The organism is Pseudanabaena sp. BC1403 (assembly GCF_002914585.1).
GTDB lineage: Bacteria > Cyanobacteriota > Cyanobacteriia > Pseudanabaenales > Pseudanabaenaceae > Pseudanabaena.
This window is the reverse complement of the sequence record NZ_PDDM01000010.1, coordinates 1-26,249: the sequence shown is the minus strand read 5'-3', so window position 1 is coordinate 26,249 and position 26,249 is coordinate 1. Positions and strand designations below refer to the sequence as shown.

General features: G+C 41.4%; 23 protein-coding genes, 1 pseudogene and 1 riboswitch. Of the genes and pseudogenes, 7 read left to right on the top strand and 17 right to left on the bottom strand.

The features are described from left to right. Window positions 1-114 precede the first annotated feature (114 nt). Both pds and CQ839_RS10780 read left to right on the top strand, forming a co-directional pair. Window positions 115-1,554, top strand: a complete 1,440-nt coding sequence (gene pds, locus CQ839_RS10785; RefSeq protein ID WP_103668287.1) for a 15-cis-phytoene desaturase — start codon at window positions 115-117, stop codon at window positions 1,552-1,554. Between the two features lie 4 nt (window positions 1,555-1,558). Continuing rightward, a complete protein-coding gene (locus CQ839_RS10780) occupies window positions 1,559-2,446 on the top strand; it encodes a phytoene synthase (protein ID WP_103668286.1) in 888 nt (295 codons plus the stop codon). A 168-nt stretch (window positions 2,447-2,614) separates the two neighbouring features. Here CQ839_RS10780 and CQ839_RS10775 read toward each other — a convergent pair whose 3' ends face one another. From CQ839_RS10775 to CQ839_RS10760, 4 genes are all read right to left on the bottom strand, one after another. Beyond that, window positions 2,615-3,355 carry a fatty acid desaturase gene (locus CQ839_RS10775; RefSeq protein WP_181016174.1) on the bottom strand — a complete coding sequence of 247 codons (741 nt, stop codon included), beginning with the start codon at window positions 3,353-3,355 and terminating at the stop codon, window positions 2,615-2,617. Between the two features lie 97 nt (window positions 3,356-3,452). Continuing rightward, window positions 3,453-4,412, bottom strand: coding sequence for an orange carotenoid-binding protein (locus CQ839_RS10770; RefSeq protein WP_103668393.1), 960 nt, complete (start codon window positions 4,410-4,412; stop codon window positions 3,453-3,455). A gap of 581 nt (window positions 4,413-4,993) precedes the next feature. After that, entirely contained in the window at window positions 4,994-5,320 is a 327-nt protein-coding gene (locus CQ839_RS10765) for a hypothetical protein (RefSeq protein WP_103668284.1), read from the bottom strand. Window positions 5,321-5,524: 204 nt separating this feature from the next. Continuing rightward, window positions 5,525-6,415, bottom strand: coding sequence for a bestrophin family protein (locus CQ839_RS10760; RefSeq protein WP_103668283.1), 891 nt, complete (start codon window positions 6,413-6,415; stop codon window positions 5,525-5,527). 365 nt (window positions 6,416-6,780) lie between these two features. Beyond that, window positions 6,781-6,865: riboswitch (Fluoride riboswitch) on the top strand. A 91-nt stretch (window positions 6,866-6,956) separates the two neighbouring features. Here CQ839_RS10760 and CQ839_RS10755 point away from each other — a divergent pair. Next, window positions 6,957-8,264 carry a voltage-gated chloride channel family protein gene (locus tag CQ839_RS10755; RefSeq protein ID WP_103668282.1) on the top strand — a complete coding sequence of 436 codons (1,308 nt, stop codon included), beginning with the start codon at window positions 6,957-6,959 and terminating at the stop codon, window positions 8,262-8,264. A 367-nt stretch (window positions 8,265-8,631) separates the two neighbouring features. Here the strand turns inward: CQ839_RS10755 and CQ839_RS10750 are convergent, their stop codons facing one another. Beyond that, entirely contained in the window at window positions 8,632-9,156 is a 525-nt protein-coding gene (locus CQ839_RS10750; RefSeq protein WP_103668281.1) for an AAA family ATPase, read from the bottom strand. A gap of 132 nt (window positions 9,157-9,288) precedes the next feature. Here CQ839_RS10750 and CQ839_RS10745 point away from each other — a divergent pair, with 132 nt between their 5' ends. Both CQ839_RS10745 and ppk1 read left to right on the top strand, forming a co-directional pair. Continuing rightward, complete coding sequence (locus CQ839_RS10745; protein WP_103668280.1) at window positions 9,289-9,762, top strand: glutathione peroxidase; 474 nt, start codon at window positions 9,289-9,291, stop codon at window positions 9,760-9,762. A 180-nt stretch (window positions 9,763-9,942) separates the two neighbouring features. Continuing rightward, on the top strand, window positions 9,943-12,081 hold the full coding sequence (gene ppk1 / locus CQ839_RS10740; RefSeq protein ID WP_374937741.1) for a polyphosphate kinase 1: 2,139 nt from the start codon (window positions 9,943-9,945) through the stop codon (window positions 12,079-12,081). A 31-nt stretch (window positions 12,082-12,112) separates the two neighbouring features. Here the strand turns inward: ppk1 and bioB are convergent, their stop codons facing one another. From bioB to ilvN, 9 genes and pseudogenes are all read right to left on the bottom strand, one after another. Continuing rightward, window positions 12,113-13,051 carry a biotin synthase BioB gene (bioB, locus tag CQ839_RS10735; protein WP_103668278.1) on the bottom strand — a complete coding sequence of 313 codons (939 nt, stop codon included), beginning with the start codon at window positions 13,049-13,051 and terminating at the stop codon, window positions 12,113-12,115. A gap of 14 nt (window positions 13,052-13,065) precedes the next feature. Then, window positions 13,066-13,200 (bottom strand): hypothetical protein, encoded by a 135-nt coding sequence (locus CQ839_RS25685; RefSeq protein WP_258040697.1) that lies wholly within the window; start codon window positions 13,198-13,200, stop codon window positions 13,066-13,068. A 38-nt stretch (window positions 13,201-13,238) separates the two neighbouring features. Continuing rightward, window positions 13,239-14,366, bottom strand: a complete 1,128-nt coding sequence (locus CQ839_RS10730; RefSeq protein WP_103668277.1) for a glycosyltransferase family 1 protein — start codon at window positions 14,364-14,366, stop codon at window positions 13,239-13,241. Between the two features lie 196 nt (window positions 14,367-14,562). Then, window positions 14,563-15,138, bottom strand: coding sequence for a Uma2 family endonuclease (locus CQ839_RS10725; protein WP_103668276.1), 576 nt, complete (start codon window positions 15,136-15,138; stop codon window positions 14,563-14,565). Window positions 15,139-15,531: 393 nt separating this feature from the next. After that, complete coding sequence (locus CQ839_RS10720; RefSeq protein ID WP_103668275.1) at window positions 15,532-15,915, bottom strand: type II toxin-antitoxin system VapC family toxin; 384 nt, start codon at window positions 15,913-15,915, stop codon at window positions 15,532-15,534. Continuing rightward, window positions 15,912-16,139 carry a type II toxin-antitoxin system Phd/YefM family antitoxin gene (locus tag CQ839_RS10715; RefSeq protein WP_103668274.1) on the bottom strand — a complete coding sequence of 76 codons (228 nt, stop codon included), beginning with the start codon at window positions 16,137-16,139 and terminating at the stop codon, window positions 15,912-15,914. The genes CQ839_RS10720 and CQ839_RS10715 overlap by 4 nt, the downstream gene beginning before the upstream one ends. A 62-nt stretch (window positions 16,140-16,201) precedes the next feature. Then, window positions 16,202-16,384, bottom strand: a pseudogene (locus CQ839_RS10710) (SAM-dependent DNA methyltransferase); the annotation flags it as partial. 7 nt (window positions 16,385-16,391) lie between these two features. Beyond that, window positions 16,392-17,009, bottom strand: a complete 618-nt coding sequence (locus CQ839_RS10705) for a Uma2 family endonuclease (RefSeq protein ID WP_103668273.1) — start codon at window positions 17,007-17,009, stop codon at window positions 16,392-16,394. A gap of 339 nt (window positions 17,010-17,348) precedes the next feature. Further along, window positions 17,349-17,888 carry an acetolactate synthase small subunit gene (ilvN, locus tag CQ839_RS10700; protein WP_103668272.1) on the bottom strand — a complete coding sequence of 180 codons (540 nt, stop codon included), beginning with the start codon at window positions 17,886-17,888 and terminating at the stop codon, window positions 17,349-17,351. A gap of 166 nt (window positions 17,889-18,054) precedes the next feature. On the opposite strand from ilvN, the gene rsmH reads away from it, so the two are divergent. Both rsmH and CQ839_RS10690 read left to right on the top strand, forming a co-directional pair. Continuing rightward, window positions 18,055-18,918: a 16S rRNA (cytosine(1402)-N(4))-methyltransferase RsmH gene (rsmH, locus tag CQ839_RS10695; RefSeq protein ID WP_103668271.1), complete on the top strand. Its 864-nt coding sequence runs from the start codon at window positions 18,055-18,057 to the stop codon at window positions 18,916-18,918. 83 nt (window positions 18,919-19,001) lie between these two features. Beyond that, complete coding sequence (locus CQ839_RS10690) at window positions 19,002-23,243, top strand: PAS domain S-box protein (RefSeq protein ID WP_103668270.1); 4,242 nt, start codon at window positions 19,002-19,004, stop codon at window positions 23,241-23,243. 95 nt (window positions 23,244-23,338) lie between these two features. Here the strand turns inward: CQ839_RS10690 and dusA are convergent, their stop codons facing one another. The 3 genes from dusA to CQ839_RS25100 all read right to left on the bottom strand — a co-directional run. Next, window positions 23,339-24,361, bottom strand: a complete 1,023-nt coding sequence (dusA, locus tag CQ839_RS10685) for a tRNA dihydrouridine(20/20a) synthase DusA (RefSeq protein ID WP_103668269.1) — start codon at window positions 24,359-24,361, stop codon at window positions 23,339-23,341. Between the two features lie 102 nt (window positions 24,362-24,463). Beyond that, on the bottom strand, window positions 24,464-25,693 hold the full coding sequence (locus CQ839_RS10680; protein ID WP_103668268.1) for a hypothetical protein: 1,230 nt from the start codon (window positions 25,691-25,693) through the stop codon (window positions 24,464-24,466). Between the two features lie 211 nt (window positions 25,694-25,904). After that, window positions 25,905-26,249 (bottom strand): hypothetical protein (locus tag CQ839_RS25100; RefSeq protein ID WP_219817768.1); only part of this gene is annotated, 345 nt, incomplete at its 5' end.

Here is a 26,249-nt window from a genome sequence, read left to right as displayed (position 1 = left end):
AAAGCGAGATCCTCTCAAACTTTTACTAGCAAAAACTAGTGAATTATTAAGCTTTGCAAAGTAAGATGGAGATAATTAAGCATAAAAATTTTAACGTACAGGTATAGAAAGAATATGCGGGTTGCGATCGCTGGAGGAGGGTTAGCAGGGTTATCCTGTGCCAAATACTTAATCGATTTGGGACATCAGCCGATTTTGCTAGAGCGCAATGATGTTCTTGGCGGCTTAGTTGCAGCTTGGAAAGATAAAGATGGAGACTGGATCGAAACAGGGCTACATAACTTTTTCGGAGCTTATCCAAATATGTTGCAGCTTATGGGGGAACTAGGCATTTTAGACCGTCTGCAATGGAAACGCCACGCTTTAATTTTTAACCAGCCTGAAAAGCCAGGAGTCCTTTCATGGTTTGATGTCCCTGACCTTCCAGCGCCTTTCAACATTATCATCTCGATTCTGCGCAACAACGACATGCTCAGTTGGAATCAAAAAATACGATTTGCGATCGGCTTGATTCCTGCGATCGTCCGTGGTGACAAATATGTAGCGTCCATGGATAAATATACGTTTAGCGAATGGCTAGAAATGCATGGTATTGGTAAAGACATCACTACTGACATCTTCATTGCTGTTTGCAAATCTCTTAAATTTATCGACCCAGATGTCATCTCAGCCACAATTCCCCTACGCGCTCTAAATAAGTTTCTGCAACAAAAAGAAGGTTCACGAATTGCTTATTTAGATGGCGCACCACCTGAGCGCCTCTGTAAACCGATCGCTGATTATGTAATTGATCGTGGGGGCGAAGTGCATACTAGCGCAGGACTAAAACAGATTGTGCTGGACGCAGACGGAAATGTCGAGAAAATCATAATTCGAGGAATTAACGGCGCACCAAATCAAGAAATCATTGCCGATGCTTATGTGTCAGCAATGTCTGTAGATGTAATGAAAGACTTCATGCCGATCGCTTGGCAATCGATGCCGTTTTTTCAACAACTAAATCATTTAGAAGGTGTGCCCGTAATCAGCGTCCAACTCTGGTTTGATCGCAAGCTTACAGATATTGATCACACCTTGTTTTCGCGATCGCCACTCCTCAGCGTTTATTCTGATATGAGCAACTCCTGCAAAGAGTATGCAGATCCAGACAAGTCAATGCTGGAATTGGTTTTTGCTCCTGCTGCTGATTGGATTGATCGCCCCAATAGTGAAATTATTGATGCAACCTTAAATGAACTAGCAAAACTGTTTCCTCAGCATTTACCAAGTCCAGCTAAAGTCCTAAAATCCCATGTAGTTAAGACTCCAAGATCGATCTATACTGCAATTCCTGACCGCGAAAAATTTCGCCCTACCCAAGCAACACCCATTGCTAATTTCTTTCTATCAGGTAGCTATACAGCGCAACCATTTTTTGGCAGTATGGAAGGGGCTGTACTTTCTGGTAAGCTAACAGCACAGGAAATCCACAAAGCAAGTCAATCTTCTGGAAATAAAGTCCTTGGTCGAACCTCTAACGAAAACCAGTCAAATCCATCTGTCGTCAGTGCCTAAACCGATGGCAATTTGTCAGTCAGTCAATCTTGAGGAAGCCTACGAGATTTGTCGTTGCATCACGGCTAAGTATGCCAAGACTTTTTATCTTGGCACGATGCTGATGTCACAAGCAAAACGACGAGCAGTTTGGGCTATCTATGCTTGGTGTCGTCGTACCGATGAGCTTGTTGATGGAATGCAAGCGGAAACTACAGATGCAGAAACGCTTTTTAGCTGGGAGAAACAGTTAGAGGCGACATTTCGTGGTGATCCGATCCATGCGTCGGATATTGCTCTAGCCGATACGGTCAAGCATTACCCGATGCCAATTCAGCCTTTCAAAGACATGATCTCTGGAATGCGGATGGATCTCAAATATGATCGCTACCAAACTTTCGACGATCTGCATTTATACTGCTATCGCGTCGCAGGCACTGTCGGTTTAATGTCAGCAGCAATCATGGGCTTTGAGACTAAAGATCCATCGGTAATTGCTACGGCAACCGAAGCGGCGATCGCTTTGGGTATAGCAATGCAGCTAACTAATATTTTGCGAGATATTGGCGAAGATGCTCAGCGTGGACGCATTTATCTACCTCTTGAGGATCTGCATTATTTTGACTATACCGAAAAAGATTTATTAAGCGGTACGGTTGATGAGCGCTGGACTGAGCTAATGCGTTTCCAAATTCAAAGAGCGCGTGAGTTTTACCAACATGCTGAAGATGGTATTTCCGCTTTATGCAAGGATGCCAGATGGCCAGTTTGGTCTTCGCTAATTTTGTACCGAAATATTTTAAAGGCGATCGAACATAATAATTACGAAGTATTTATGCGTCGAGCCTTCGTGCCTCGTTCAAACAAGTTACTTGCTTTGCCTTGGGCATGGCTCAAAGCTCAAACATCATAATCAAACAAAAAAGCATCGCGACACGATGCTTTTTTGTTTACAGTGCAACGCTCCCAAACCCGAACCAATAAATTTCTTAAAAGTTCTGCTTTGCAGAGCTTTTAAGAAATTTATTGGTTCGTTTGCTCGGGAATTAATGCCAAATAGAGAGATCGCCAAGCGACCTCTCTATTTGGCATTAATTTTATAAAGCTTATACCAAGGAGTTTTTGGATATTCATGATGCTCCCAATGGTAATGACCAAAATGGTAACAGCTAAAAAATGACCATAGATTAGAGTAGTAACTACTTTGCAAGCGTGGAGAGAAATAGGGATTTTCGTACAGTTGGTGATGTGGTAGATAAGTACCAAAAAAGAACAACTGTAAAGAGCTCAAGACAAGTGGAACAAGGACAAAAAATATTAAATTTGTGAATGCAACATGGAAAATGGTTGTTAATCCCCAAGCAATTATTATCATATTCACCAAGAAAATGATTAGCGATCGCATTGGAAAATATTCACGAATGAACTTGAAATACCAAAATATTGGATTAGGAGCACTACCGTAAAAATCAGGATCGCCACTTTGAGATGGATAGCGATGATGATTAAAATGATTGGTACAGCAATGGTCGTAGGGCAGGAATCCATAAACTGTAACTGCAACTCGTCCTATTAGGTGATTGAGAATTCTGTTATTTGGAATTAAATTACCATGCATTGAATCATGGGCAAGGATAAATAAGCCCGTATGGAGATAAGTACGTCCCAAAACAGAGAAAATTAACCAGAACCAAGAAGTATCTGATATTTGAATAGCGAGAAGCTCAAATAGGCTGAGAAACCATAGACTAATAATAATTACAGCTATTAATAATCCAATCCAATCTTCTCCTTGATATACCTTTTGTGGAGAGGTAAACATTTGCATATTCTCAAAAGGCAATAGTTAAAACGATAAAAATAAAATCGGCGGTGCGATCGCGCCGCCGATTTCAAAAGCGTAAATCGCTATAACTAAACTAACGAGCGAAGTTCAGCAACTCTTTAGGAGATGCAAGTAAGTCGATCGCCACAAAGAAAATCTTGTTATTAGGATCGAGCAGAAAGCGCCAAGCGATATTCATGCCAACACCAGAGCCGAACCAAGGAGTTTGCACTTTACCCGTAATCTTGATTTGGGTATATCCACCATCTGCTGGTTCAGAAACACCTTTTTCTGGAACGAGCACCAGATTTTGACATTCTTCTTTAAAAAATCTCAGCACGGCATCTTTCCCAACAATTGGTCTTTGGAAAGGAGGTTGTAAAGCACCGTCTGGGAGAAATAGAGCAATTAGAGCATCAAAATCGTTGGCATTCAAGTTGTTCATGTAAGACAAGACAGTAGGATTGTCTACACCTTCGATGCTAACTTGAGTGCGCTTAGACACCTCTTGTGGAGCTAAAACAGGCTCAGCGACACGAGTATAATCGCCCAATTTGTTGGGGTCATAGCCCATATCTACAACTGAATTACGGAGAATCGTAATTTGTTGTCCTGGCTCTAAACCTTTCAGAGTTTCTAACACAGCCGAAGCGTTCGCTGACAGTTTATAACCTTCAGGAATCGGAGCAACAATTCCTTTTTCCATCCACTCACCAAGTTGATACCAAAAACCTAGTTTGATGTTTTGTGACCAAATAGCATAGGTACGGCAAATTGGAGTATCAGCACGATTAGCTAAATCACACATGACCTGAGTTTGCTGTTGAAAGCTCATTTTCTTGATTTCATTTAAAGTCAACTCAGCCAACTGCATACTTGCAGCTCCAGGCGCTGCGATTGTCACAGTTTTACCCATCTCAAGGTAAGTAAACCAAATCCAAGCCAGTTGGTCTTCAGGGCTAAGTTGATTAAATCTTGCAGTAGTTGCAGGCACTACGTCAGCAGCTAAGGTGTTAGGGAAAATACTTCTGGCTGAGTTAATGGTGTAAGTCATAGGATTGGGTTGAGAGTGCAACTGAATAGTTTGATGTCGTACCTCTACATGAAGGAAAGACAAATCCGACATTTGAGAGAACAGATTTTTAAGATAGTGAGCTTAAATCCAATAAATAACTAAGAAAAATATTACGATTTTTAGAAATAATATATCTATTAGTGATGATTTATTAGAAGCTATATAAACAATAAGAATTAAGAAATTCTTTGATTATTTAATCACCTCAGTATATGTACTCATATTGTGTTTACAATTACAAAACCTCTAAGGATAGATATTGAATCTAATTTGACCTGTTTATGGTTTGGTTAAATTAGCTGTTTGTGATCACAGCTTTTCGAGTTAGCAGTAGTGATTGCTACTTGCAGTATAGATTTCAACATAGTGATTCAGACAATAAACCCCAAAAAACAAGTCAGCATTTATTGCTAACTTATTTTTTGGGGTTTATTATTTGTTCTAATAATTATGTCGGTGGATATAGTTGTTAATCTTCTAAAAGGTAGACTCTAATTCACGCTTATAAAACCCATATAAAGAAGAGTAATACTTTGCATAATCTATCTTTATATAAGCTGTTACATACAAGTAAGTGCCGCAATTTTGGCAATTTTATCAGCATTTAAGCCCTCAAGTTCATTGAGGCTAAGCCAACCATCTTTAACCAACCCCGCAAATACAAAAACCAAAGTGGGTAATCGATAGTCGTATCGACCATCGACTTCATGACGTTTAACGCTCAAAAAATCGTGCAAACGCCACATATCTTCGATCTCAGCTAAAGAGCTCGCTCGATAACGTACCGAGTCAATTAGAGCACCTATCTCTCGCTTATAGGCAATATCAAAAGCTTTTTTAGCTACTTCTTCCTCTGTTGTTGTCCACTCAGTATTTATTGCTTGCATTATTAGGATTAAAATTGATAATATTTATTTATGTTAAGAATAATAACTATATATGATTTAAGTCACACAAATTGCACTAAATTTCTTTACTTTTATTGCGATCGCTTAAATTACTACAACATAGAGGAGTCAATATATCTGAGGTTTAACTAAAGACAGATCTCTATAAATTCATTCTATTAGAGTATTGCTATTTATTCAAAACTATGGATCGAATTTGTTGCAGCTCACCATCAATAAATCTTCAATATTTCGCATCATAGTATTACAGATATTATCTAAAGGTAAATCATTGGCATCATGCCCAAAGGGATCTTCTATTTGAATACCAATTTCTTCGATACCTAATAGAGTAAAGCTAATTAGCGCCACAATTGGCCCTGTCATCCATTGCAGTTGATCAACCATTTGAAAAGGAAGTGACAATGAATAAATCATTAATAATTGCTTCAGATGAATGGAATAAGCGAGAGGGATTGGAGTTCTGAGAATACGTTCACAAATGCCTATAACGTCCACCATTTGGTGCAAAAGTTGAATCATGTCGTTTAGTTGATAGCGATCAAGCTTTTCTTGGATGGACTGATCTTGGAGATAGCTGCTAATCCAAAATGCTATTTCAAGAGGTGGGTGATGCATCGTTTTGAGATGCTCAAATTGTTTTACTGAAAGATTCGCTTCGAGTTCAGCATTGATTGGCTCTGCTCGCAAATGCAATTTTAGAGCGATCGCAAAGGCTGGCAATAGCTTGACAGCAGCAATTTTGGCTAGGCGATCGCTTGGTTCTTTTTCTACAATTGCTACTATGATTTGACGAGATAAATTCCGTGATGTGTTGACTAGAATCCCCCATGCTTTGCGACCTTCCCAAAAGCGTTCATAGGCAGTGTTGGTTCGGAATACGAGTAGCAAACCTAACACGATATTGGGAATAATAACACCTAGAACTGGTAAGGAAACTTTAACCTGATAGAGATAAAGAATGTAAATAAAAATGCCAAACAATCCACACATTAGCGATCGCGGCAATACTTCAGGTAATACTGAGCCTTTCCACCGCAGTGCAATATGAAACCACCCATCTTTTTTTTTCATTAGCGATCGCGAATTGAGAATTACAACACTTTGCGCTCAAACCTGAACCAACAAATCCCTAAAAGTGTTGCAAAGCAACACTTTTAGGGATTTGCTGTATTTAATTTGATCGAAAACTGCTGCAATTCTAGCAGGTAACCTCAAGGATAAAATCCTGCCATACCTAACATGATTGTTTCTGTTTTGTAAATGAGTAAGCATAGCTGTCGCCAAGTTTACTAGGACATAAAACCCAAGAATTGATGGCGGCGCAGAGTGCCGCCATCAATTCTTGGGTTTTGATTTTTCCTAAGACAAGTGACTGTAGCTATACTTGTACAGTCATTTGCAAAACCCTATAAACTTTGGTGAGAGCATGGTATAAAAGTAGGGATGGCAATGGAGCTTGCCAAAACCGCTTTGCGTTGTAGATTTTTATAACGTTTAAAGGCTGATGGCTCCTACTTATTCCGACTTGTAGTGGGAGAGTGGGAGTATATAAATGCCTAATCGATCTTTCCTTTACAAGTCACGTTTATTGATTTAGCTTCAACGTGACATTATGAAACTCATTCTTAAGCTTAAACAGTTTATTGTCTTTTCTCAACTTAGCACATGGTTTCTTATTGCTTGCTCTGTGGGAATTCTCTCAGGGATAGGTTCTGCTGCCTTACTTGCTTCTTTAGAATGGGCAACTGATTTTAGAGAATCAAATTTATGGATAATAGCCTTACTTCCTTTTGGAGGATTCCTGAGCGGTTGGCTTTATCATAACTATGGAAAAACAGTGGAAGGTGGCAATAATCTTTTATTGGAAGAGATTCACAATCCCAAGAATATTATTCCTTTGAGAATGGCTACTTTGGTGTTATTAGGAACTACTCTAGCCCATCTATTTGGGGGCTCGGCAGGTAGAGAGGGCACAGCTCTACAAATTTCAGCTTCCCTTGCTGATCAATTGACAAAAATATTTAAATTCCAACCACGCGATCGCCAAATTTTATTAATGGCAGGTCTTAGCGCTGGATTTTCTTCGGTATTTGGGACTCCACTAGCAGGGACAATCTTTGGCTTAGAGGTTTTAGCAATTGGGAAGATTAATCATAACGCTCTATTTCCTTGCCTAATTGCAGCCATCGTCGGAGATCGCATTACATTAAGTTTAGGATTGCACCATACCGCATATCGTCATGATTCGTTGATTCCTGCTATAAATTTAATGGAGATAATTTACGCAATTTTGGCGGGTATAGCCTTCGGACTCGCAGCGATGATTTTTGCGAAAACAACTCATAAAATTAGTCACCTATTTAAATCCAAAATATCTTATCCTCCTTTACGTCCTGCGATCGGTGGTGTCATTGTTGCTTTGATTGTTTGGGCAATAGGTTCGACTAAATATATTGGGCTGGGGATTCCAACAATCGTGAATGCCTTTGAGATGCAGCTAACACCTTGGGATTTTGCAGCCAAAATTGGTTTAACGGCATTGACATTGGGAGCAGGTTTTAAAGGTGGTGAAGTAACTCCTCTATTTTTTATTGGTGCGACTTTGGGGAATGCTTTGTCATTAATCTTGCCATTATCCGCACCCTTATTAGCCAGTATGGGGTTTGTGGCAGTCTTTGGTAGCGCTGCCAATACTCCGATCGCAGCGACGTTAATGGGAATTGAACTTTTTGGTATGGAATCTGGAGTATTTATCGCGATCGCCTGTACTATGAGCTACCTTGCTTCAGGTCATGCTGGTATCTATAGAGCCCAGCATATTGGTTCTGGTAAATATCATTTCATGCCCATACAAGAAGAACTAAATTCAGTGAATGTTGAACACCAAGATCCTCTATCTCCACAAGAAATCACGAAATAGAGCTACTCAAATCAAAATCCAAAAGAGTAATGGCGGCGCTTCGCGCCGCCATTACTCTTTTGGATTCAGGATTGCCCTCGCTAATACCAAAACACAAAATGGCTAAGCCATTTTGTGTTTTTAAAACCCTTACTGGATTTAGTTTTTAATTCACAAAAGTGTCGGCAATCTTTTACAGCAGTATTCGAGCAAACCCACTACAAGAAGGGTCGCAGGGCGAAGCCCCGCAATGGGTTTTATATTCTTATTTGTGGCGGGTTTGAAAGCAAATTGCTGTATGAATTGGTATAACTCAATCATTGCTATAGATTGCAACTTAATATCACTAATTTAGTGAGCCATTGCCCAAAGCCCAACTTTTATTCGCTCAGTCGATCCACTCGTTGTCTAGCTTTTGATCGCGAAGCAAAATGCGATCGAATCCTTCGCTGAGGGTAGGTGGGCTATAGGCTAGTGTTCGATACATTTCTACTACGACATCTTCAGGGACAACGCGATCGCGCATATCATTTCGTGACAAACAAATCCAGAGCGGTACATCTAGCCAAATTCCTGTAATTGGCTTAAATCCATGCTCTTTGGCAAGGTCAATAATATTTTTACGATATTCGCGCTTATAGTTTGTGGCATCATATATTACAGATTGTTGCGATTTGGCGGCGTTGGCAAATTCTTGCTGTACATGTTGCCAAATTTCTGACCAATCACCCTGTTTGGCGGCTGATCCATAGAGTGATGCTCGAATGCGATCTGGGCTGATTAATTGGGTTTGCCCATGGGTGAGGCTGCTACTATTCTGATGAGAAGTCTGATTAGAAGCACGCAACATCTTCTCAGCGAGGCTAGATTTGCCGCTCGCGGGTACACCAATCAGGATAATTACACTTGCCATGCGATCGCGATAAAAAGCTAAGTTAAGTTTTTAACTATGCAGCAATTTTAGGATTTGCAACACCTGTAGTGCCGAAAATCCTAAAATTGCTGATGATGCAAATAATCCTCAAATAACCCTAAAAACGAAAATATGTCCACACTTTACGATTTCAAGATTACTAACATCGATGGTCAACCAGTCGATCTCGCTCAGTACAAAGGCAAAGTTGCCTTGGTTGTCAACGTTGCCTCTAAATGTGGCTACACTAAACAATACAAGGGACTAGAATCTCTTTATCGTGAATACAAAGACAAAGGCTTTGAAATTCTCGGGTTTCCTAGTAATGACTTCGGCGCACAAGAGCCAGGGACTGAAGCAGAAATCAAAAGCTTCTGCTCTCTCACCTACGATGTCACCTTTGACATGTTCAGCAAGGTGAAGGTAAGTGGCAGTGGTATCGCTGACACCTATAAGTATCTTACTGAAACCACAGGTAGCCAAGTGCAGTGGAACTTTAACAAGTTTCTAGTCGATAAAGAAGGTAAAGTCGTGAAATACTATCCTTCCAGCGTTGCACCTGAAGATGCAGCACTACGTAAAGATATCGAAGCACTTTTGGGCTAAGTTTTGAAAAAAAGGGCGGTACTATGTGCCGCTCTTTTTTTATTTAGAAGTGTTTAAGCTCACATAGTAATGACCTATACTTCGGTAATCTAGTAGTCAAGTGATTTTACAACAGCCGATATCTTTGCTCCTATGACCAGAATAAAAAGAGATTTAGCCAAAAAAGATCTAGAAGTTGACATGATTGAAACGATTACTGAGTCGATAGGAATCTCAGAATCTATCCCAGAAGAAATTGACGAGCAAGATGAAAAGTCAGTTGATCGTGCCATGTATTTCTTTAATCGTGAACTAAGCTGGATTGCTTTTAATAAAAGAGTTTTAAGCGAAGGGATTGACTCGCGCACATCATTACTAGAAAGAGCTAAATTCTTTGCAATTTTTAGCACTAACCTTGATGAGTTTTTTATGGTTAGAGTGGCTAGGGTAAAGAAAAAATTTGCAGAGCAATTGGATATTATCTCCGATGATGGACTTAATCCAGAAAAGCAGTTACAAGCAATTCGTGAGGCTCTTGTACCATTGGTCACGATGCAGCATGAATTTTTTGAGAATATCCTACGTCCAGAATTACATAACCACGGAGTGAAGCTCTTAGACTATAAGGATATCGATAAGAAACATCAGCGATATCTCAAAACCTATTTTCAAGATAAGCTATTTCCCGTTCTTACGCCATTAGCCGTCGATCCTGCACATCCATTCCCTTACATTTCTAATCTCAGCCTCAATTTGGTGGTGATCGTGCGCGATCGCGACACTAAGGAAAAAAACTTTGCGCGGGTCAAAGTTCCAAATGTATTGCCACGCTTTGTCAAAATCCCTGAGACCGATGAGCATACCTTTGTACCTTTGGAACAAGTGATTGCCCATAATCTTGAGGCATTATTTCCAGGAATGGAGATTCTAAGTTATTATCCATTTCGGATTACTCGTGATGCTCAGCTTGACATCGAAGAAGAAGAAGCAGACGACTTGATTTCGGCTCTGCAAGAAGAGTTACGCAAGCAGAAATTTGGTTCAGTCGTGCGAATGGAAATCGCTAGTGATATCCCGCCAGAAATTCGTAAAGAGTTGATTGAGCAATTAGGGATTACCGAGGCAGATGTTTATGATATCCCTGGGCTAATTGGTTTAGGAGGGCTAATGGCGATCGCTTTTTTGCCAATGCCTGAGCATCAGGATAAGCCTTGGAAGTCTGTAACTCATCCTCGATTGAAGCAAGGGGATGAAGACGGCAAGAACATTTTTGACATCATCAGCGAAGGTGATTTTTTAGTCCATCATCCTTATCAGTCGTTCACAACAACAGTGCAGCGATTTATCGAAGATGCAGCAAATGATGATGATGTACTCGCAATTAAGCAAACTCTATATCGCACATCTGGAGATTCACCAATTGTCCATGCTTTGATTCGGGCGGCGGAGAATGGCAAGCAGGTAGCGGTATTAGTGGAGCTAAAAGCTCGATTTGACGAGGCGAATAACATTCTCTGGGCGAAGAAGCTCGAAAATGCGGGAGTGCATGTGGTCTATGGGTTTAAGAATCTCAAAACCCATACTAAGACGGCTCTAGTGGTAAGGCAAGAAGGCGATCGCTTAGTTCGTTATGTTCACATTGGTACTGGCAATTACAACCCAAAAACAGCTAGATTTTATAGCGATCTTGGTATTTTTAGCTGTAATGATAATTTGGGCGCGGATTTGACTGATTTGTTTAACTACCTGACTGGCTATTCGCGTCAGCGTGATTATCGCAAGCTTCTAGTTGCGCCTGTGAACATGCGCGAGAAGTTCCTGAAACTGATCCATCGCGAAATCGAACATCAAAAGCAGGGGTATCCTTCCTACATCATTGCCAAAATGAATTCATTAGTTGATCCTGAGATTATCTCGGCTCTATATGAGGCTTCGCAAGTCGGTGTAAATATCGATCTGATCATTCGTGGTATTTGCTGTATCCGTCCCAAGGTCAAGGGATTAAGCGATCGCATCAGGGTTATCAGCGTGATCGGGCGCTTTCTAGAACATTCACGCATCTTTTACTTTAGTAATGGCGGCGAAGAGCAGGTATATATTGGTAGTGCTGACTGGATGCCCCGAAACCTTGATGCAAGAGTTGAGGTGATTACCCCTGTTGAGGAAGGCTCTCTGATCAAAGAACTTAAGCAGATTCTCGAAATTATCCTAGCTGATAACCGCCAAGCTTGGGATCTTAAAGCAGATGGAACCTACATTCAGAGAGTTCCTAAGGATGGAGAGCCTGAAATGAGTTCACAAAAGCATTTCATGTCGCAAGGGCGACCTGAATTCGCATAATAAGAAAGGCTCCCAAAGGGAGCCTTTCTTATTATGCGAATTCCTTCGGTTTAACACCTAATTTCTGGAACATCTCCGCATCATCTTGCCAGTCTGGATTTGCAGTAGTGAGTAGTTTCTCACTAGAGAAGATAGAATTTGCACCTGCGAGAAAGCAGAGAGCTTGATCGGAAACGCTGAGCCGATCGCGTCCTGCGGAAAGTCGCACAACTGCTTTGGGCATCAGGATTCTCGCGGTTGCGACCATCCGCACTAAAACCAAAGGATCGATCGCATCAAGATCCCCAAATGGAGTTCCTGCAACGGGAGATAATGCATTAATTGGTACTGACTCAGGCTGTGGATTAAGGTTTGCTAATGTATGCAAAAGATCGATGCGATCGCTGTCAGTCTCACCCATGCCGACGATGCCGCCACAACAAACTTGAATACCCGCTTCGGAGACATGCTGAATCGTTTCGAGGCGATCGCGATAGGTACGTGTCGTGATAATTTCGGGATAGAAACTTTCGGAAGTATCGAGGTTATGGTTATAGGCTGTCAAGCCTGCTTTGGCTAAGCGCTGAGCTTGATCTGGGCGCAACATTCCCATCGTTACACAGGCTTCCATTTCCATCCCTGCTACGGCTTCGACCATTTGCAAAACCCGCTCAAACTCCTCCCCATCAGGTGCATTGCGCCACGCAGCTCCCATGCAAAAACGAGTTGCCCCATGCTGTTTTGCCTCTTTTGCTTGGCTAATCACTTCATCTAGTGGCAAAAGGGGATAAGCCTCTACTCCTGTCGGATAGCGAGCACTTTGAGGGCAATATTTACAATCTTCAGGACAACGACCTGATTTGATATTTGATAGAGTGCACATCTGTACAGCATCAGTTTGATGATATTGCCGATGTACTGATTGCGCCTCAAAAACTAGAGACAGCAAGGGCTTATTATAAATTTCGGTGACAGATTCAAGGGAAATCAAAAGAGTATTTATGCTTACGACAGAATGATAGCGATCGCCATTGTACTGTGAAGGAATACCGCTTGAGAGCGCGATCGCAATACTTCTTTAAAAATGAACCCCAAAATTGTTGCAGCGGCTATGCTCGCTGTAACAATTTTTGGGTTCATTTTTAGAGTGCGCCCCTGTTGGGCGCACTCTTGCGTATTTAAACACTTAAAACAGGTTTACAAGCCTCTATTGTCTGTTCATAATAATTTTGCAATTGTCGCGTGGCAGCATCCCACCCCCACTTTTCAGCTTCTAAACGGGCTTCGATGCACATATATTCATTACGATTTTGCAAAAGATTTTGAGTTGCTAAGGTCAAGCCATTGCTGTCATTAGGCTCAAATAAATATCCATTAATGCCATTGGTGACAATGTCAGGAATTCCCCCTGAATTTGCGGCAACAACTGGACAACCAGCCGCCATTGCTTCGAGCAGAACTAAGCCCAGAGTCTCAGTGCGCGATGGGAATAAAAAAGCGTCACTTGAGGCAAAAGCTGCGGCAAGATCATCCCCACGTAAATAGCCCACAAAATTAGTTTTAGTATCCGCAAAAATCTTCTCCAGTTCTTGCCGATAGGGGCCATTTCCCACTAAAGCAAGACGACTATTGGGGATCGCTTCTAGTACTGGCAAAATTTGCTGAATCTCTTTCTCGGCGGAGAGTCTACCAACATACAGGAATAAAACTTCTTCTGGATGCCCTTGGGTGAGGCGCGATCGCATTTCCGCGCTTTTAAATCTCGGATGAAACTGCACGGTATCAACACCGCGCTGCCAAAGATCAAGCCTCTCGACACCATGCGATCGCAATTCATCGATCATCACTGTCGAAGTACAAAGATTCAGTGCTGCTTGATTGTGAGTATTTTTGACCAATTCCCACATCACGCCCTCAAGAAACCCCAATCCGTAATGCTGCAAATACTGGGGTAAATGCGTGTGATAGGAAGCCATAAGCGGGTAATTCATCGATTTGGCATAATATAAACCTGCCATGCCCAAAATAGCAGGATTTACAATATGAATAATATCGGGTTTGAACTCCTCTAGCGCATAGCCAATCGAAGGACGTGGGAGAGCTACTTTTAGTTCTGGATATAGCGGGAAGTCAAAGGCTGATACGCCATAAATCTTTGCGCCACAGTATTCTTTAAGTCCACCATCGGGCGAAAACACCAATACTTGGTTACCGAGCTTGACCAGATATTCGACGGTATATTTGAGGCGAGTAACGATGCCATCAATTTTTGGCAAAAATGTCTCGGTAAATATGGCGATACGCATAGTGATGACTGTACGGAATCGTTGGCTATGGGCTGACAGCATCATACTATGGCAGGTAATCTCCTATACAAGTAAAAAGTCAAATCCTCATAGCTAGGGTAATTGTGTAAAGGAAAGTTTACTTAATGCTGACTTGCGCGATCGCTACCATCATCAACAAGCGATCGCGGATCTGGAATAGTTATTGACTTTCAAATTAGCCGAGGTTGACATTTTCATAAATTTCTTCAAAAGAAATGTCAAATTTCACTGTTTGTAAAGATAATGCTGAATTATCATTTCGATATTCAGATAATATCCATTTACCCTGATTTGTTTTATTGAATTGCATTACATAATATTGGTATTGGCTAATTAAAATATATTCTTTGAACTCAGGAATTGAGCGGTAATAATAAAACTTTTCGCTTTGATCATAATTTTGCGTTGATTTTGATAGAACTTCAACAATCAAAGAGGGATTTGTGATGGTTGTTTTGCTAGTGCCGTAATAATTTGGCTCACCTTCAATCAGCATGACATCAGGATAGGTTGCTTCTGAGTAAGCGGGAATCCAGAGCTTAACATCACCGATAAAGATATTATAGTTTTGTTTTTTGAGGGAAAATTTTAAGTTTGCGGCAAAATTCAAGGCGATTTTGTTATGGTCTGTTGTGCCACCTGTCATGCTAATAATTTCTCCATTTTTATATTCATGTTTAGCAATGGCAAGTTCTTCCATTGCTAAATATTCGTCAAATGTGTAAGTTTGATTGATTAAAGTAACTGTCATATTTTTTCTCCAGTTAAAGAAATATTTACTCAACGCTGAATTGCGCGATCGCTACCATCATCAACAGGCGATCGCATATTCTTATTTCCCCCTATTTGCCATTGTAGCGATTGTAGGGGTTTAGCATTTGCGCCAATATTTTGATACTCCTCACGACAATTTTAAATCGCAAATGCTGAACCCTCTTGGCTATTTACAGATAAATTGTCCCTGCGTTGTGAGGTTGAGGGCAAAGCATTCCTGTATTGTGTGGATCGCAAAATTAATAAATTGTGGCAGGAATGCTTTGCCTCTACATGAATATTGTGTGAATCGCAGTGATTTTACTTAACTCTAACTTGCCCGATCGCTACCTTCATCAACAAGCGATCGCCAATTTAGATTAGTTTCTGTTTACCATTGGCGATCAACTTCATATAAATCAAATTTTTTGTCAATGCTAATAATGGGGACTTCTTCAGCGATCGCTTGGGCGATTAGCAATCTATCAAATGGATCTCGATGATGTAATGGTAATTTTGTCAGAACTATTAAATGCTGAAGATTAACAGGTAAGATTTCGATGTTATTTATGGCTATTTGATGTGGAATAAATTTTTCATAGTCATCGGGTAAGTCCAATTTATTGAGATTAACTTTAATCGAAATTTCCCAGAGACTAGCAATGCTAATCCATAAATCGACATCGGATTCTATTAGCTCGGCTGCACTGTTGCTTAATTCAGTGCTGTCATTGATAAACCAAAGAAAGGTATGTGTGTCAAGGATTATTTTCATGTCATATACTCCTGAAAATCTTCAAGGGGCGCATTAAAATCGGGCGCGATTTTGATTTGTCCTTTGGCACTACCTCTGTGTCTTCTTTTTGGTGTGGAGGATATTTGACTTAGTTTGAGAATTGGTTGATTGTTACGAGTGATAATGATTTCTTCGCCTTGCAAGGCGATTTGCATGAGTTGGGGAAGTTGGGTTTGGGCGTGGGTGATGTCGATTAGTTGCATGGTTTTATTTTGATTTAGGTTTATTTAATGCTAGCTTGTCCGTCCATTAGTGCGATCGCCTTTGGTATTGCTTGCTTCACCTCATAAGCAAACTTATCATTCATCAACTTATACAGAAATACCTTAGTAATGATTTTAAATTCATTCCCATCATTCCCTAACCCATAGGCAGCACAAATCCCCTTGAGGCTATCAATCAACTCTTTAATCTTTTGCCCAAAATCCGTATCGTTAAGTTGATTCATATCCCTGTTAATTACCCGCTTGAAAAATCTGATTAGCCGTCAAATTCAATTCTGGAAAAGTTGGCGATATAACTCGCTCATCTCCTCTAAAAGCAGTTACTTGATACTCCCCCTCAACTAACTCATGCACTAAAATTGTTGGCTGCTTAGGATTGCCAATAAACCGCCGACCGCCAATTCCCAAATAATCCACAGTCCAATATTCAGGAATCCCCATCTCCTCATAATCTTTAACCTTAGTGAAATAATCAACCCGCCAATTAGTACTCACCACCTCGATCGCAATGACAACAGATGCTCCCTGAGTGACTGTAGATTGACTCTCCCACAATTGCTCATTTACTAAATTAGAAGTCTTTAAAATTAAGACATCAGGCAAATAAGCCGATTCAGCCTCAGGTACTTTCACGAAAGCTTGACTAGGCAAAAAGTAAGGAAGATTTGCTTGTCTAACCAGAAAAGCAAGTTCTATGGTTAAAAAGCCCTTCACTTGCTCATGTTTTCCAACAGGTTGTGGCATCTCAACAATTACTCCATCATGAAGTTCATAAAGTCTATTCTCTGGCTTCCATGCGGCAAATTCCGCAAAAGTTACCAATTCAGTCTTAGCTATAGCTTGAACCATTGCTGTCTACCTACCTTGCGAACTAAGTTCTCATATTTCATATTATAGTCAGAGCCTTGAAACTCTTTCTATCAATCACTCCATTACAAAGCCATAATTTCAGACGAGTCATTTCCTATAAGAGAATTTGTAGGGCGGCAGAGCCGCGCTACAAATTCTAATTTTATATTTCGTAATTACTTAAGATTAGTGATTGATTTTATATTAACGTAGCGTTTTTGAGTAATATTCTTAGTCGAGACCTGACAAAAAGTTGACCGACCTATAAATATTAAAAGCCTTGCTATTTTGCGAGGCTTTTAATATTTATAGGTTTGTGTAAAGCGCGATCGCTAAAAATTAGAAATTAGAGATAGCGCTGCCTAGGCTATGTTTGGAAATTTTCAGGTATTCCGTATTAACCCCCGATTCGCGAGTTAACGAGACTTTGCCAGTACGCGCAATTTCGCGAATGCCAAACTTGTTTAACATCTTCAAAATAGCCACCATCTTCCCAGGATCGCCGACCACTTCGATTGTCAAGAAATCATCAGCTACGTCAACAATACGGGCGCGGAAAATCTGAGATATTTCAATAATTTCCGATCGCACATTTGGCGCAGCATTTACCTTAACGAGCATTAGTTCGCGCTCAACACAAGGAATATCGGTAAAGTCAAGAATTGTGATCACATTGATCAGTTTATGCAACTGCTTCGTGATTTGCTCAATCGTGTGATCGTCGCCAGAGACCACCATCGTAATGCGCGTAAATCCATCTTGCTCGGCAGTCCCGACCGCAAGGCTCTCGATATTAAAACCTCGGCGGGCGAACAAGCTAGCAATGCGGGTCAGCACGCCTGCCTCATCTTGGACGACAACGGAGAGAGTATGTTTCATGGTGACAAATTCGGCAAATAAACAGCACAGTAGACTATATTAATGACTTTGGTTACCTTATTGCGATTATCAAGATACATATTGATAACGATTTAGGTGCTTTGCTCTCAAAACTAAGGGGGCTGCTTCACGCCCCTCTTAGGTAATATATTCAAACTTCAAAAATATGACTGCTCAGTTTCATCATGTTCCCGTACTTGCCGAGCCAGCGATCGCAGGTTTAGAGATTATTTCAGGTGGTATATACCTCGATTGCACAGTTGGCGGTGGTGGACATAGCTCGTTAATTTTGCAAGGGGCAGAAAATGTGCGTTTAGTTGCGATCGATCGCGATGAAATGGCGATCGCAGCAGCAACCGAAAAACTTGCCGAATATATAAATCAAGTGACCTTTTGGCGTGGCAACTTTTGTGAATATAAACCTTCGTCAGATTTGAAATTTGATGGCATCCTTGCTGATTTGGGTGTAAGTTCAACACAGTTTGATGTCGCCGAGCGAGGGTTTAGCTTCCGAGAGTCAGGAGATCTTGATATGCGGATGGATAATCGTCAAACTCTGACTGCTGCGGAAATTATCAATCACTATAAAGAAGTTGAACTTGCGGATATGTTTTTTAAACTGGGAGAAGAAAGGCTTTCTCGACGAATTGCTCGTCAAATTGTGGAGAAGCGTCCCTTTAAAACCACATTGGAACTAGCCAATGCCATTTCTGCTTGCGTTCCCGCTAGTTATCGGCATGGCAGAATCCATCCCGCTACGCGAACTTTTCAAGCCCTAAGAATTGCTGTAAATCGTGAATTAGAAAGCCTCGAAAAATGGCTAGCTGTAGCTCCTAATTGGCTAAAAACAGGTGGTAAAATTGCCGTAATTACTTTCCACAGTTTGGAAGATCGCATTGTTAAGCATACATTTCGTGAAGATGAGCGCTTACAGGTTCTCACCAAAAAAGTAATCATAGCTACAGATGAAGAAAATCGTGCAAATCCTAGAGCGCGTTCGGCGAAGTTACGCATTGCTCAGAGGATTTAATCAATTTATACTTGTAAGAATTACGCAGTCAATCTGCTATCAAGACTTGTGTGTACACCCTAGCCCCGCAAGGTGATGAAACAATGAACAAAATTACAATCCTTTGCGTGGATGACGAACACAATGTTCTGAGCACCCTCAGAAATCAATTAATACGTTATTTCCCCGACTATGAGATCGAGGTCGCCGAAAGCGGAGATGAAGCATTAACATTGGTTGAGGAGCTAGTATCTAACGGCATAGAAATCCCCCTAGTGATTTCTGATCAGATTATGCCGAATATGCAAGGAGATGAATTCTTGATTGAACTTCATGCTCGACATCCTAAGATCTTGAAAGTCATGCTGACTGGTCAAGCAAGCGCAGAGGCTATAGCCAATGTGGTCAATCGGGGGGATCTCTATCGCTTTATATCAAAACCTTGGAATGAATTCGATCTCAAATTGACAGTGTCAGAAGCTGTGCGGTGCTACGAACAAGAAAAGAAGATTGTCCAGCAGCAGGTATCTCTACAGCAAGCTAACGACCAACTAGAGTTATTAAATGTTAACTTAGAAAATCTCGTACTGCAAAGAAACAGTCAGGTCTATTCACTACTGAATAACATTCCACATATTGCTTGGTTAAAGGATCGAGATGGGCGATTTCTGGCAGTTAACGATTCATTTGCTCAATCCTGTGGTTATGATTCTTCACAATTAGTTGGACTGACAGATCTAGATGTTTGGGATCAAGAATTAGCTGAATCCTATCGCAGAGATGATTTTGAGGTGATGAGATCTGGCAAACAAAAACGGGTTGAGGAAGAATTAATTACAGCAGATGGAACAATTCAATGGATTGAGACATTTAAAACGCCAGTTTTTAGCGATCGCAATGAATTCATAGGAACGGCTGGAATTGCAATGGATATTAGCGATCGCAAACAGTCAGAACTAACCCTACAGAGTTTGATGGAAGGTACAGCTTCGGTAACTGGTGCAGACTTCTTTTTCTGTTTAGCAGAGAAAATTGCCATTGCTCTAGATGTGTCTCATATCTGTATTAGCAAAAAGGTCGGGGAAAGTCTCGAAACATTAGCAGTCTATGCTGACCAACAATTTCAGCCAAATATAATCTATAAAATTGCGAATACCCCATGCGCAGAAGCAATCCAGCAGGGTAGATATTACTGTCCCAAAAATGTTCAAGCCTGTTTCCCACTGGATGAATTTCTTGTCCAAACCAAAGCTGATAGTTATCTGGGTCTTGCACTCAAAAATGAATTTGGTGAACTGATTGGTGTTCTTAATATTCTCAGTCGTAAGCCCATCGCTAACCCCAAACGCGCTGAGATATTACTAAAAATTTTTGCAGCAAGGGCTGGGGCTGAATTAGAAAGATTACAGACCCTAGAAAACCTACAACAATTGAATTCAACCCTAGAAATGCATGTACAAGAAAGAACTCAAGATTTGCAAGAATCTCGTAACATGCTGCAATTGGTGCTCGATACTATTCCCCAACGTGTTTTTTGGAAAGATCGACAGTCACGTTTTTTAGGTTGTAACCCAGCATTTGCTAAAGACTATCAACTCACTGAGGAGCAAATTATCGGCAAAACTGATTTTGAGATGCCTTGGAGCGCGTGGGCAGACCACTATCGTGCTGATGACGCTAGAGTCATAGAGACTAAAATTCCAAAATTGGGCTATGAACAAATCACTAGCAATTTAAATGGTGAACAGATCTGGATTCTTACTAGCAAGATCCCTTTAACAAATTCTCAAGGAGAGGTGATCGGAGTTCTCGGTTGTTATGAAGATATTAGCGATCGCAAACAAGCTGAAATAGCTTTAGGAGAGATTAACGAACGTTTGCGAGCTACTTTTGATCAAGCTGCTGTTGGGATTTGCCAAAATAGCTTGGATGGGAAATACATGCAAATCAATCAGAGATTATGTGACATTATGGGGTATTCAGAAAAAGAACTCCTAGTTAAATCTTTTACCGAATTAACTCATCCTGATGACCTTGCAAAAGACGATGAAAAAGCTATGCTTTTAGTCAAAGGAGAGCTACAAAGCTTTACGATGGAAAAGCGTTACATCCGCAAAGATGGGCAGATTGTTTGGGCGAATTTGGCAGTCTCGCTTTCGCGAAGCCTGAATGGAGAACCGCAATATTTTATTGGTATTATTCAAGATATTAGCGATCGTAAACGCTCAGAACAACAGCTTCAGTCAGAGAAACTGCGTTTACAATTGGCTCTCGAAGCGATGGAGATGGGAACTTGGGAGTGCAACTTGGATACATGGCTCTGGTCGGCAAAGACCGAAGCCATTTTTGGCTATGAGCCTGGGACGTTTTCTGGCGATTACGAAGCCTTTTTAAAACTAGTTCATCTTGAAGATCGTGAACGAGTGTTTCAATCTCTCAATCATAGCTTTACTACACAGTCACCTTACAATATTGAATATCGCATTAACCGCAATGATGGAGAAATGCGTTGGATAGCAGTAAATGGAAAAGTTGTTAAAACCCATGATGAAAATGGATTAAGAATGGTCGGAGTCGCGCGTGATATTACTGATCGCAAACAAGCTGAAATTGTCTTGAGACAATATAAACGGATGGTGGATATCGCTCCAGCTGGCATGGCGCTAGTTGACCATAACTACATTTATCGCTTGGTAAATCAAACCTATTTAGAGCACAATGAGCGGCAATTGGAAGAGATTGTTAGATTGTCTATGCAAGATATTATGGGTGATGACACATTTAAAAACGTTGTCAAGCCAAGGTTTGATCGATGTCTTGCGGGTGAAACAATTGATTTCGGGGATTGGTTTTATTTTAAGAAGGCGGGTAATCGATTTGTCAGTGCAACCTATTCTCCTTATTTTGAAGTTGATGGCACGATCACAGGTGTGGTGATTAGTAACCGAGATGTGACAGCGCGTCGAGAAGCAGAGATATCGCTGCAAGACAGTGAAGAGCGTTTACGCCTTGCTTTAACGGCAGCCAATCAAGGACTCTATGATCTTAATCCTCAGACTGGGGTAACCGTTGTCAGTCCAGAATATTCCACTATGTTAGGCTACAGCCCTGGGGAGTTACAAGAGACTCGATCTAAGTGGATTGAACGACTCCATCCAGATGATCTGGCAACAGTTACAAAAGTCTATCGAGATTATGTTAATGGGAAGCTTCATCATTACAAGGTAGAGTTTCGTCATCGCACTAAAAATGGTGACTGGAAATGGATTCTCTCTCTTGGCAAAATTGTGGAATGGGACGATAATGGCCAGCCATTACGAATGTTGGGAACACATACTGATATCAGCGATCGCAAGCGAGCTGAACTAGAGCTTGATCGGCTTTTAAAAGAACTATCTCAATTGAATAGCAAGCTAGAGAAAGCTAATCATCAACTCGAAGACTACTCTCAAACTCTTGAGCAGCGAGTAAAAGAACGCACTAATGAACTCAAAAGTGCTCAAGAACGGATTATTGCTCAAGAAAAGCTTGCCTCTTTAGGTACGCTTACTGCGGGCATCGCTCACGAGATGCGTAACCCTCTCAATTTCGTCAAGAACTATGCTGAAGGCTCCATTGAACTGTCGCAAGAACTGCTAGAGACTCTGCGCCCAATTTTTTTGGCTCAAGAACCACAAACTGCATCCTTGATCGAAGCTCTCATCAACGACTTACAGGAGAATGCCGCTACGATCCATCGGCATAGCCTCCGCGCGGCAGAGATCATTGATAGTATGATGCAACATTCCCGTAGCGAACCTGCTCCTATGCAGCCGACAATACTTAATACTTTGCTTGATGAAGCTGTGAAACTTGCCTGTCATAGCAAACGGGTGCAAGATATTAACTTCAATGTTTCTATTCACACCAACTATGATCCAGAATTAGATCTAGTTGACGCAATTTCTAATACCCTAATGAGAGCTTTCATTAATATAATCGATAACGCCTATTATGCGATGCGCTCTAAACAGATTCAGTTAAATGAAGATGATACATTGCGGCCTAACACATACAAACCTAGCCTCACGGTTTCCACTCAACTAGATGGAGAAAAAGTGGCAATCTGCATCCGTGACAATGGCTGTGGTCTTGCCCCTCAGATCCGCTCTAAAGTCCTTGATCCTTTCTTCACAACTAAGCCGCCAGGGGCAGGAACTGGACTTGGACTTTCTCTTACCCATGACATTATCGTTAAGCAACATCAAGGCACATTAGCGATTAATAGCGAACTAAACGAGTTTACTGAGGTTCTAATTACAATTCCCCTTCGCTCACCAAACATCCAGAGTTTTGGTCTGAAGTAATACCGAAACACAAAATGGCGTAGCCATTTTGTGTTTCTAAAACCCTTCTTAGGTTTGCTTTTTAAGTCACAAAAGTATGGCGACACTTTTGTGACTTAGTATAAACCACTAACCGCAGCGATCGCTTCACGAATTACTTCGGAACCTGCTCCAACAACACAAGATTTATCTGTAAGAATTCGTTTCCAGATCCGACTGCCTGCTTGACCATGAAACAATTGAAGCATATGACGAGTGATTTTATGTAACCTCAATCCTTTGGCTGTCCATTGATCAATATATTCAATCATCGCTTCGGCAACTTCAACACGGCTACGAATAGGAGTCTCTTCGCCAAAAAACTCGCGATCGCATATGGCAAATAGATAGGGATTGTCATAGGCAGCACGACCAATCATCACGGCATCGACATATTGCAACTGTTCATGGGCTTGCTCAAGGGTTGTAAATCCACCATTAATTTCAATAAATAAATGCGGAAATTCTTTCTTTAAGCGATGCACATCGGCATAGCGCAAAGGTGGAACTTCGCGATTGTCTTTGGGGCTTAGCCCCTGTAGCCATGCTTTCCTTGCATGAACTGAGAAGCGCTGACAACCTGCTTCTGACAAAATCCGCACAAAGTTTTGCATATCTTCGTAGTGATCTAAATCATCGACTCCGATGCGATGCTTAACTGAAACTGGAATTGTGGCGGCGGCGATCATGGCTTCAATACATTTCGCTACGCGATCAGGGGTTTTCATCAAGCAAGCCCCAAAATGTCCACTCTGAACGCGATCGCTAGGACAGCCCACATTCAAATTAATTTCGTCATAACCCATCGATTCAGCAAGCCTCGCGCATTCGGCTAGGTCTTGAGGATTGTCGCCGCCCACTTGCAACGCGAGGGGATTTTCCATCGGAGAGAAGCCTAACAGATATTCTTTATCGCCATGCTTAATCGCCGCACTGGTGACCATTTCCGTATATAGCAAAGTCCGCCTCGTGATTTGGCGCATGAAATAGCGATAATGGCGATCGGTGCGATCCATCATCGGCGCGATGCTCAGGGGATAGGTTTGGAGGCGATCGCGCACTGCTGGAGTAGCAAGAGACAATTTCGATAGACTAGTCATGGCGGAATCAACTATATAGATGCAGAGCAAGTCACTGCTTCTTTCTAGTATATTTCTTGGCTTTCAAAATATGCGATCGCAGGGTTGCGATCGCATAAATCATTACTTGGTTTCCCTATATAGCTCGTAGAACAGCATACGGGTAACTTTGAATAAAATCCTGATGATCTTCTGTTTTCCAGAAATCTTGCTTTCTTTCAAACCTTTGAGCGTCCAGCCATCGTCATGAACTTCACTTAGTTTCTTCCCTAGCCACGATGTCTCGCGCCTCTCTGGTAGAACTGATGTTAATGTCCATGCATAGAGGCTAGCTCTGGTAATGTCAGACCCTCCAAGGGCTTTGACCTTTTTATCGCCAGATTGTTTTTCGGTATAGCCTAACCCCAGGAACAACTGGAAACTTCTAAGCGATCGGTGTCTTTTCTGGGATGTGGGTATTCCCTGTTTGTTCACGCCTTCATCATATGTGACCCATGGTTTGCCGTCTAGCAGGAAGCGGTCAAACGGGTAGCACTGACACAGCAGCAGCGCTTGGTTGCGAAGTCCGAACCCAAAGTTTTTAAACACTTTTAGGTATGGTGCGAACTCATCGGATTGCATGAGTAAGGCTAGATCGCGCTCTTTCTGATCGAGTTGTTTTTGGAGTTCGCAAATTTTCTTGGCATGTTGTTTGGTGTATTCGCTAATCTCAATCCCGATCGCACGGGCGACGCTTTTAGCGTGTAGTTTCTTGATATAGGCATATTCATATATTCCCGCTACATATCCCCACATAGGCGAAAAGCCTAATTTTGGGGATACGTTTGAGCGCATCTGTGCAATTTCTGGAAACTCCATTGTTAAGCGTTGCCTGCATTGATTAATCAATGAGTTCAGCAGTTTATCGAGCTGCTCGCATTCAAAGAACCAATCGCGCACAAGTGAGACTTTGCCTATCTCAAAGTCCAAATATCGCTTGTCCCCGTGGATATCTACAAAGCGCTCATCAAAGTAGGTTAGAGCTAAGCAAAATGCATCTTCAGGGTCAGTTTTATTCTTAAATCCATAAGCCCCGCGTTGTGCTGCAAGGTCTCCATGACCAATCCAATAGATCGGAATCTTGTGAAAGTCTGCGAGATGTTTCCAGAAATTGCTATACCAAATTCCTGTTGGTTCCATCACCACAGCATCAGGTTTTAGTTCGAGTAATTTCTGAACTCCAATTGAGTCGGCTTGACATTTGATAATGTCTTTTTTGATATTCTGGAAATGCTTAAGCGGCTGTTCGGGATATTCCGACAGCAAACAGGCTGTGACGTTGTTACGACCAACGTCTAGACCGATGATATTCATGTTGTACGAGTGATTATGTGGATATAGACCTAGGAATCACCCAGAAGCGCTTCAGGCTTAATTCTTTCTGTAGGTTGATAGAGAGTCGGTTTATGAAGCAGTGAAGCAGCAAGGCTTTCTTCTATATATAAACCGTCTCTCTATACCGAGTGCTTTGGACACACTCAGCAGACGACGCGGTGATTAATCGCCGCGTCCGTTGCTGAGTCGTCTAGTCCTCCCAAACTGTTGGTGTTTCAGGCATCACGAAGTCAGGAGCATAAATCAAAACATCACTATTCATGAAGTCTTCAACGCTTAGCTCTTCATCATCAGAGTCAATCAGGTCATTAAATTCTTCTGATGTGCAGGTGACTGTCCATCCAAGCTCAAACACTTTGACTAAATCAGGAAACATGATGCGATAGCGATCGCAAAATGCACCAATAAATTTCCGTCCAAACTTTTCTAGATTTTCTGGGATATCAAGGGAGACGATCGCAGCTTGCACCATACCCAAGAGCATATAAGCTTCAAGTACTTCAACTTCAAACAGCAATTTAGTATCGCTTTTCAA

Excerpts from the sequence above, each read along its gene's own strand:
- CQ839_RS10760 (WP_103668283.1), bottom strand. The coding sequence starts at position 6,415 with ATGAAAAAAAAAGATGGGTGGTTTCATATTGCACTGCGGTGGAAAGGC.
- ppk1 (WP_374937741.1), top strand. The coding sequence starts at position 9,943 with ATGATTGAAACGATTACTGAGTCGATAGGAATCTCAGAATCTATCCCA.
- CQ839_RS10765 (WP_103668284.1), bottom strand. The coding sequence starts at position 5,320 with ATGCAAGCAATAAATACTGAGTGGACAACAACAGAGGAAGAAGTAGCT.
- ilvN (WP_103668272.1), bottom strand. The coding sequence starts at position 17,888 with ATGAAACATACTCTCTCCGTTGTCGTCCAAGATGAGGCAGGCGTGCTG.
- CQ839_RS10775 (WP_181016174.1), bottom strand. The coding sequence starts at position 3,355 with ATGTTTACCTCTCCACAAAAGGTATATCAAGGAGAAGATTGGATTGGA.
- CQ839_RS10730 (WP_103668277.1), bottom strand. The coding sequence starts at position 14,366 with ATGCGTATCGCCATATTTACCGAGACATTTTTGCCAAAAATTGATGGC.
- CQ839_RS10720 (WP_103668275.1), bottom strand. The coding sequence starts at position 15,915 with ATGAAAATAATCCTTGACACACATACCTTTCTTTGGTTTATCAATGAC.
- dusA (WP_103668269.1), bottom strand. The coding sequence starts at position 24,361 with ATGACTAGTCTATCGAAATTGTCTCTTGCTACTCCAGCAGTGCGCGAT.
- CQ839_RS10715 (WP_103668274.1), bottom strand. The coding sequence starts at position 16,139 with ATGCAACTAATCGACATCACCCACGCCCAAACCCAACTTCCCCAACTC.
- CQ839_RS10705 (WP_103668273.1), bottom strand. The coding sequence starts at position 17,009 with ATGGTTCAAGCTATAGCTAAGACTGAATTGGTAACTTTTGCGGAATTT.
- CQ839_RS10780 (WP_103668286.1), top strand. The coding sequence starts at position 1,559 with ATGGCAATTTGTCAGTCAGTCAATCTTGAGGAAGCCTACGAGATTTGT.
- CQ839_RS10725 (WP_103668276.1), bottom strand. The coding sequence starts at position 15,138 with ATGACAGTTACTTTAATCAATCAAACTTACACATTTGACGAATATTTA.
- rsmH (WP_103668271.1), top strand. The coding sequence starts at position 18,055 with ATGACTGCTCAGTTTCATCATGTTCCCGTACTTGCCGAGCCAGCGATC.
- CQ839_RS10755 (WP_103668282.1), top strand. The coding sequence starts at position 6,957 with ATGAAACTCATTCTTAAGCTTAAACAGTTTATTGTCTTTTCTCAACTT.
- CQ839_RS25685 (WP_258040697.1), bottom strand. The coding sequence starts at position 13,200 with ATGAACCCAAAAATTGTTACAGCGAGCATAGCCGCTGCAACAATTTTG.
- CQ839_RS10690 (WP_103668270.1), top strand. The coding sequence starts at position 19,002 with ATGAACAAAATTACAATCCTTTGCGTGGATGACGAACACAATGTTCTG.
- CQ839_RS10750 (WP_103668281.1), bottom strand. The coding sequence starts at position 9,156 with ATGGCAAGTGTAATTATCCTGATTGGTGTACCCGCGAGCGGCAAATCT.
- pds (WP_103668287.1), top strand. The coding sequence starts at position 115 with ATGCGGGTTGCGATCGCTGGAGGAGGGTTAGCAGGGTTATCCTGTGCC.
- CQ839_RS10680 (WP_103668268.1), bottom strand. The coding sequence starts at position 25,693 with ATGAATATCATCGGTCTAGACGTTGGTCGTAACAACGTCACAGCCTGT.
- CQ839_RS10770 (WP_103668393.1), bottom strand. The coding sequence starts at position 4,412 with ATGACTTACACCATTAACTCAGCCAGAAGTATTTTCCCTAACACCTTA.
- CQ839_RS10745 (WP_103668280.1), top strand. The coding sequence starts at position 9,289 with ATGTCCACACTTTACGATTTCAAGATTACTAACATCGATGGTCAACCA.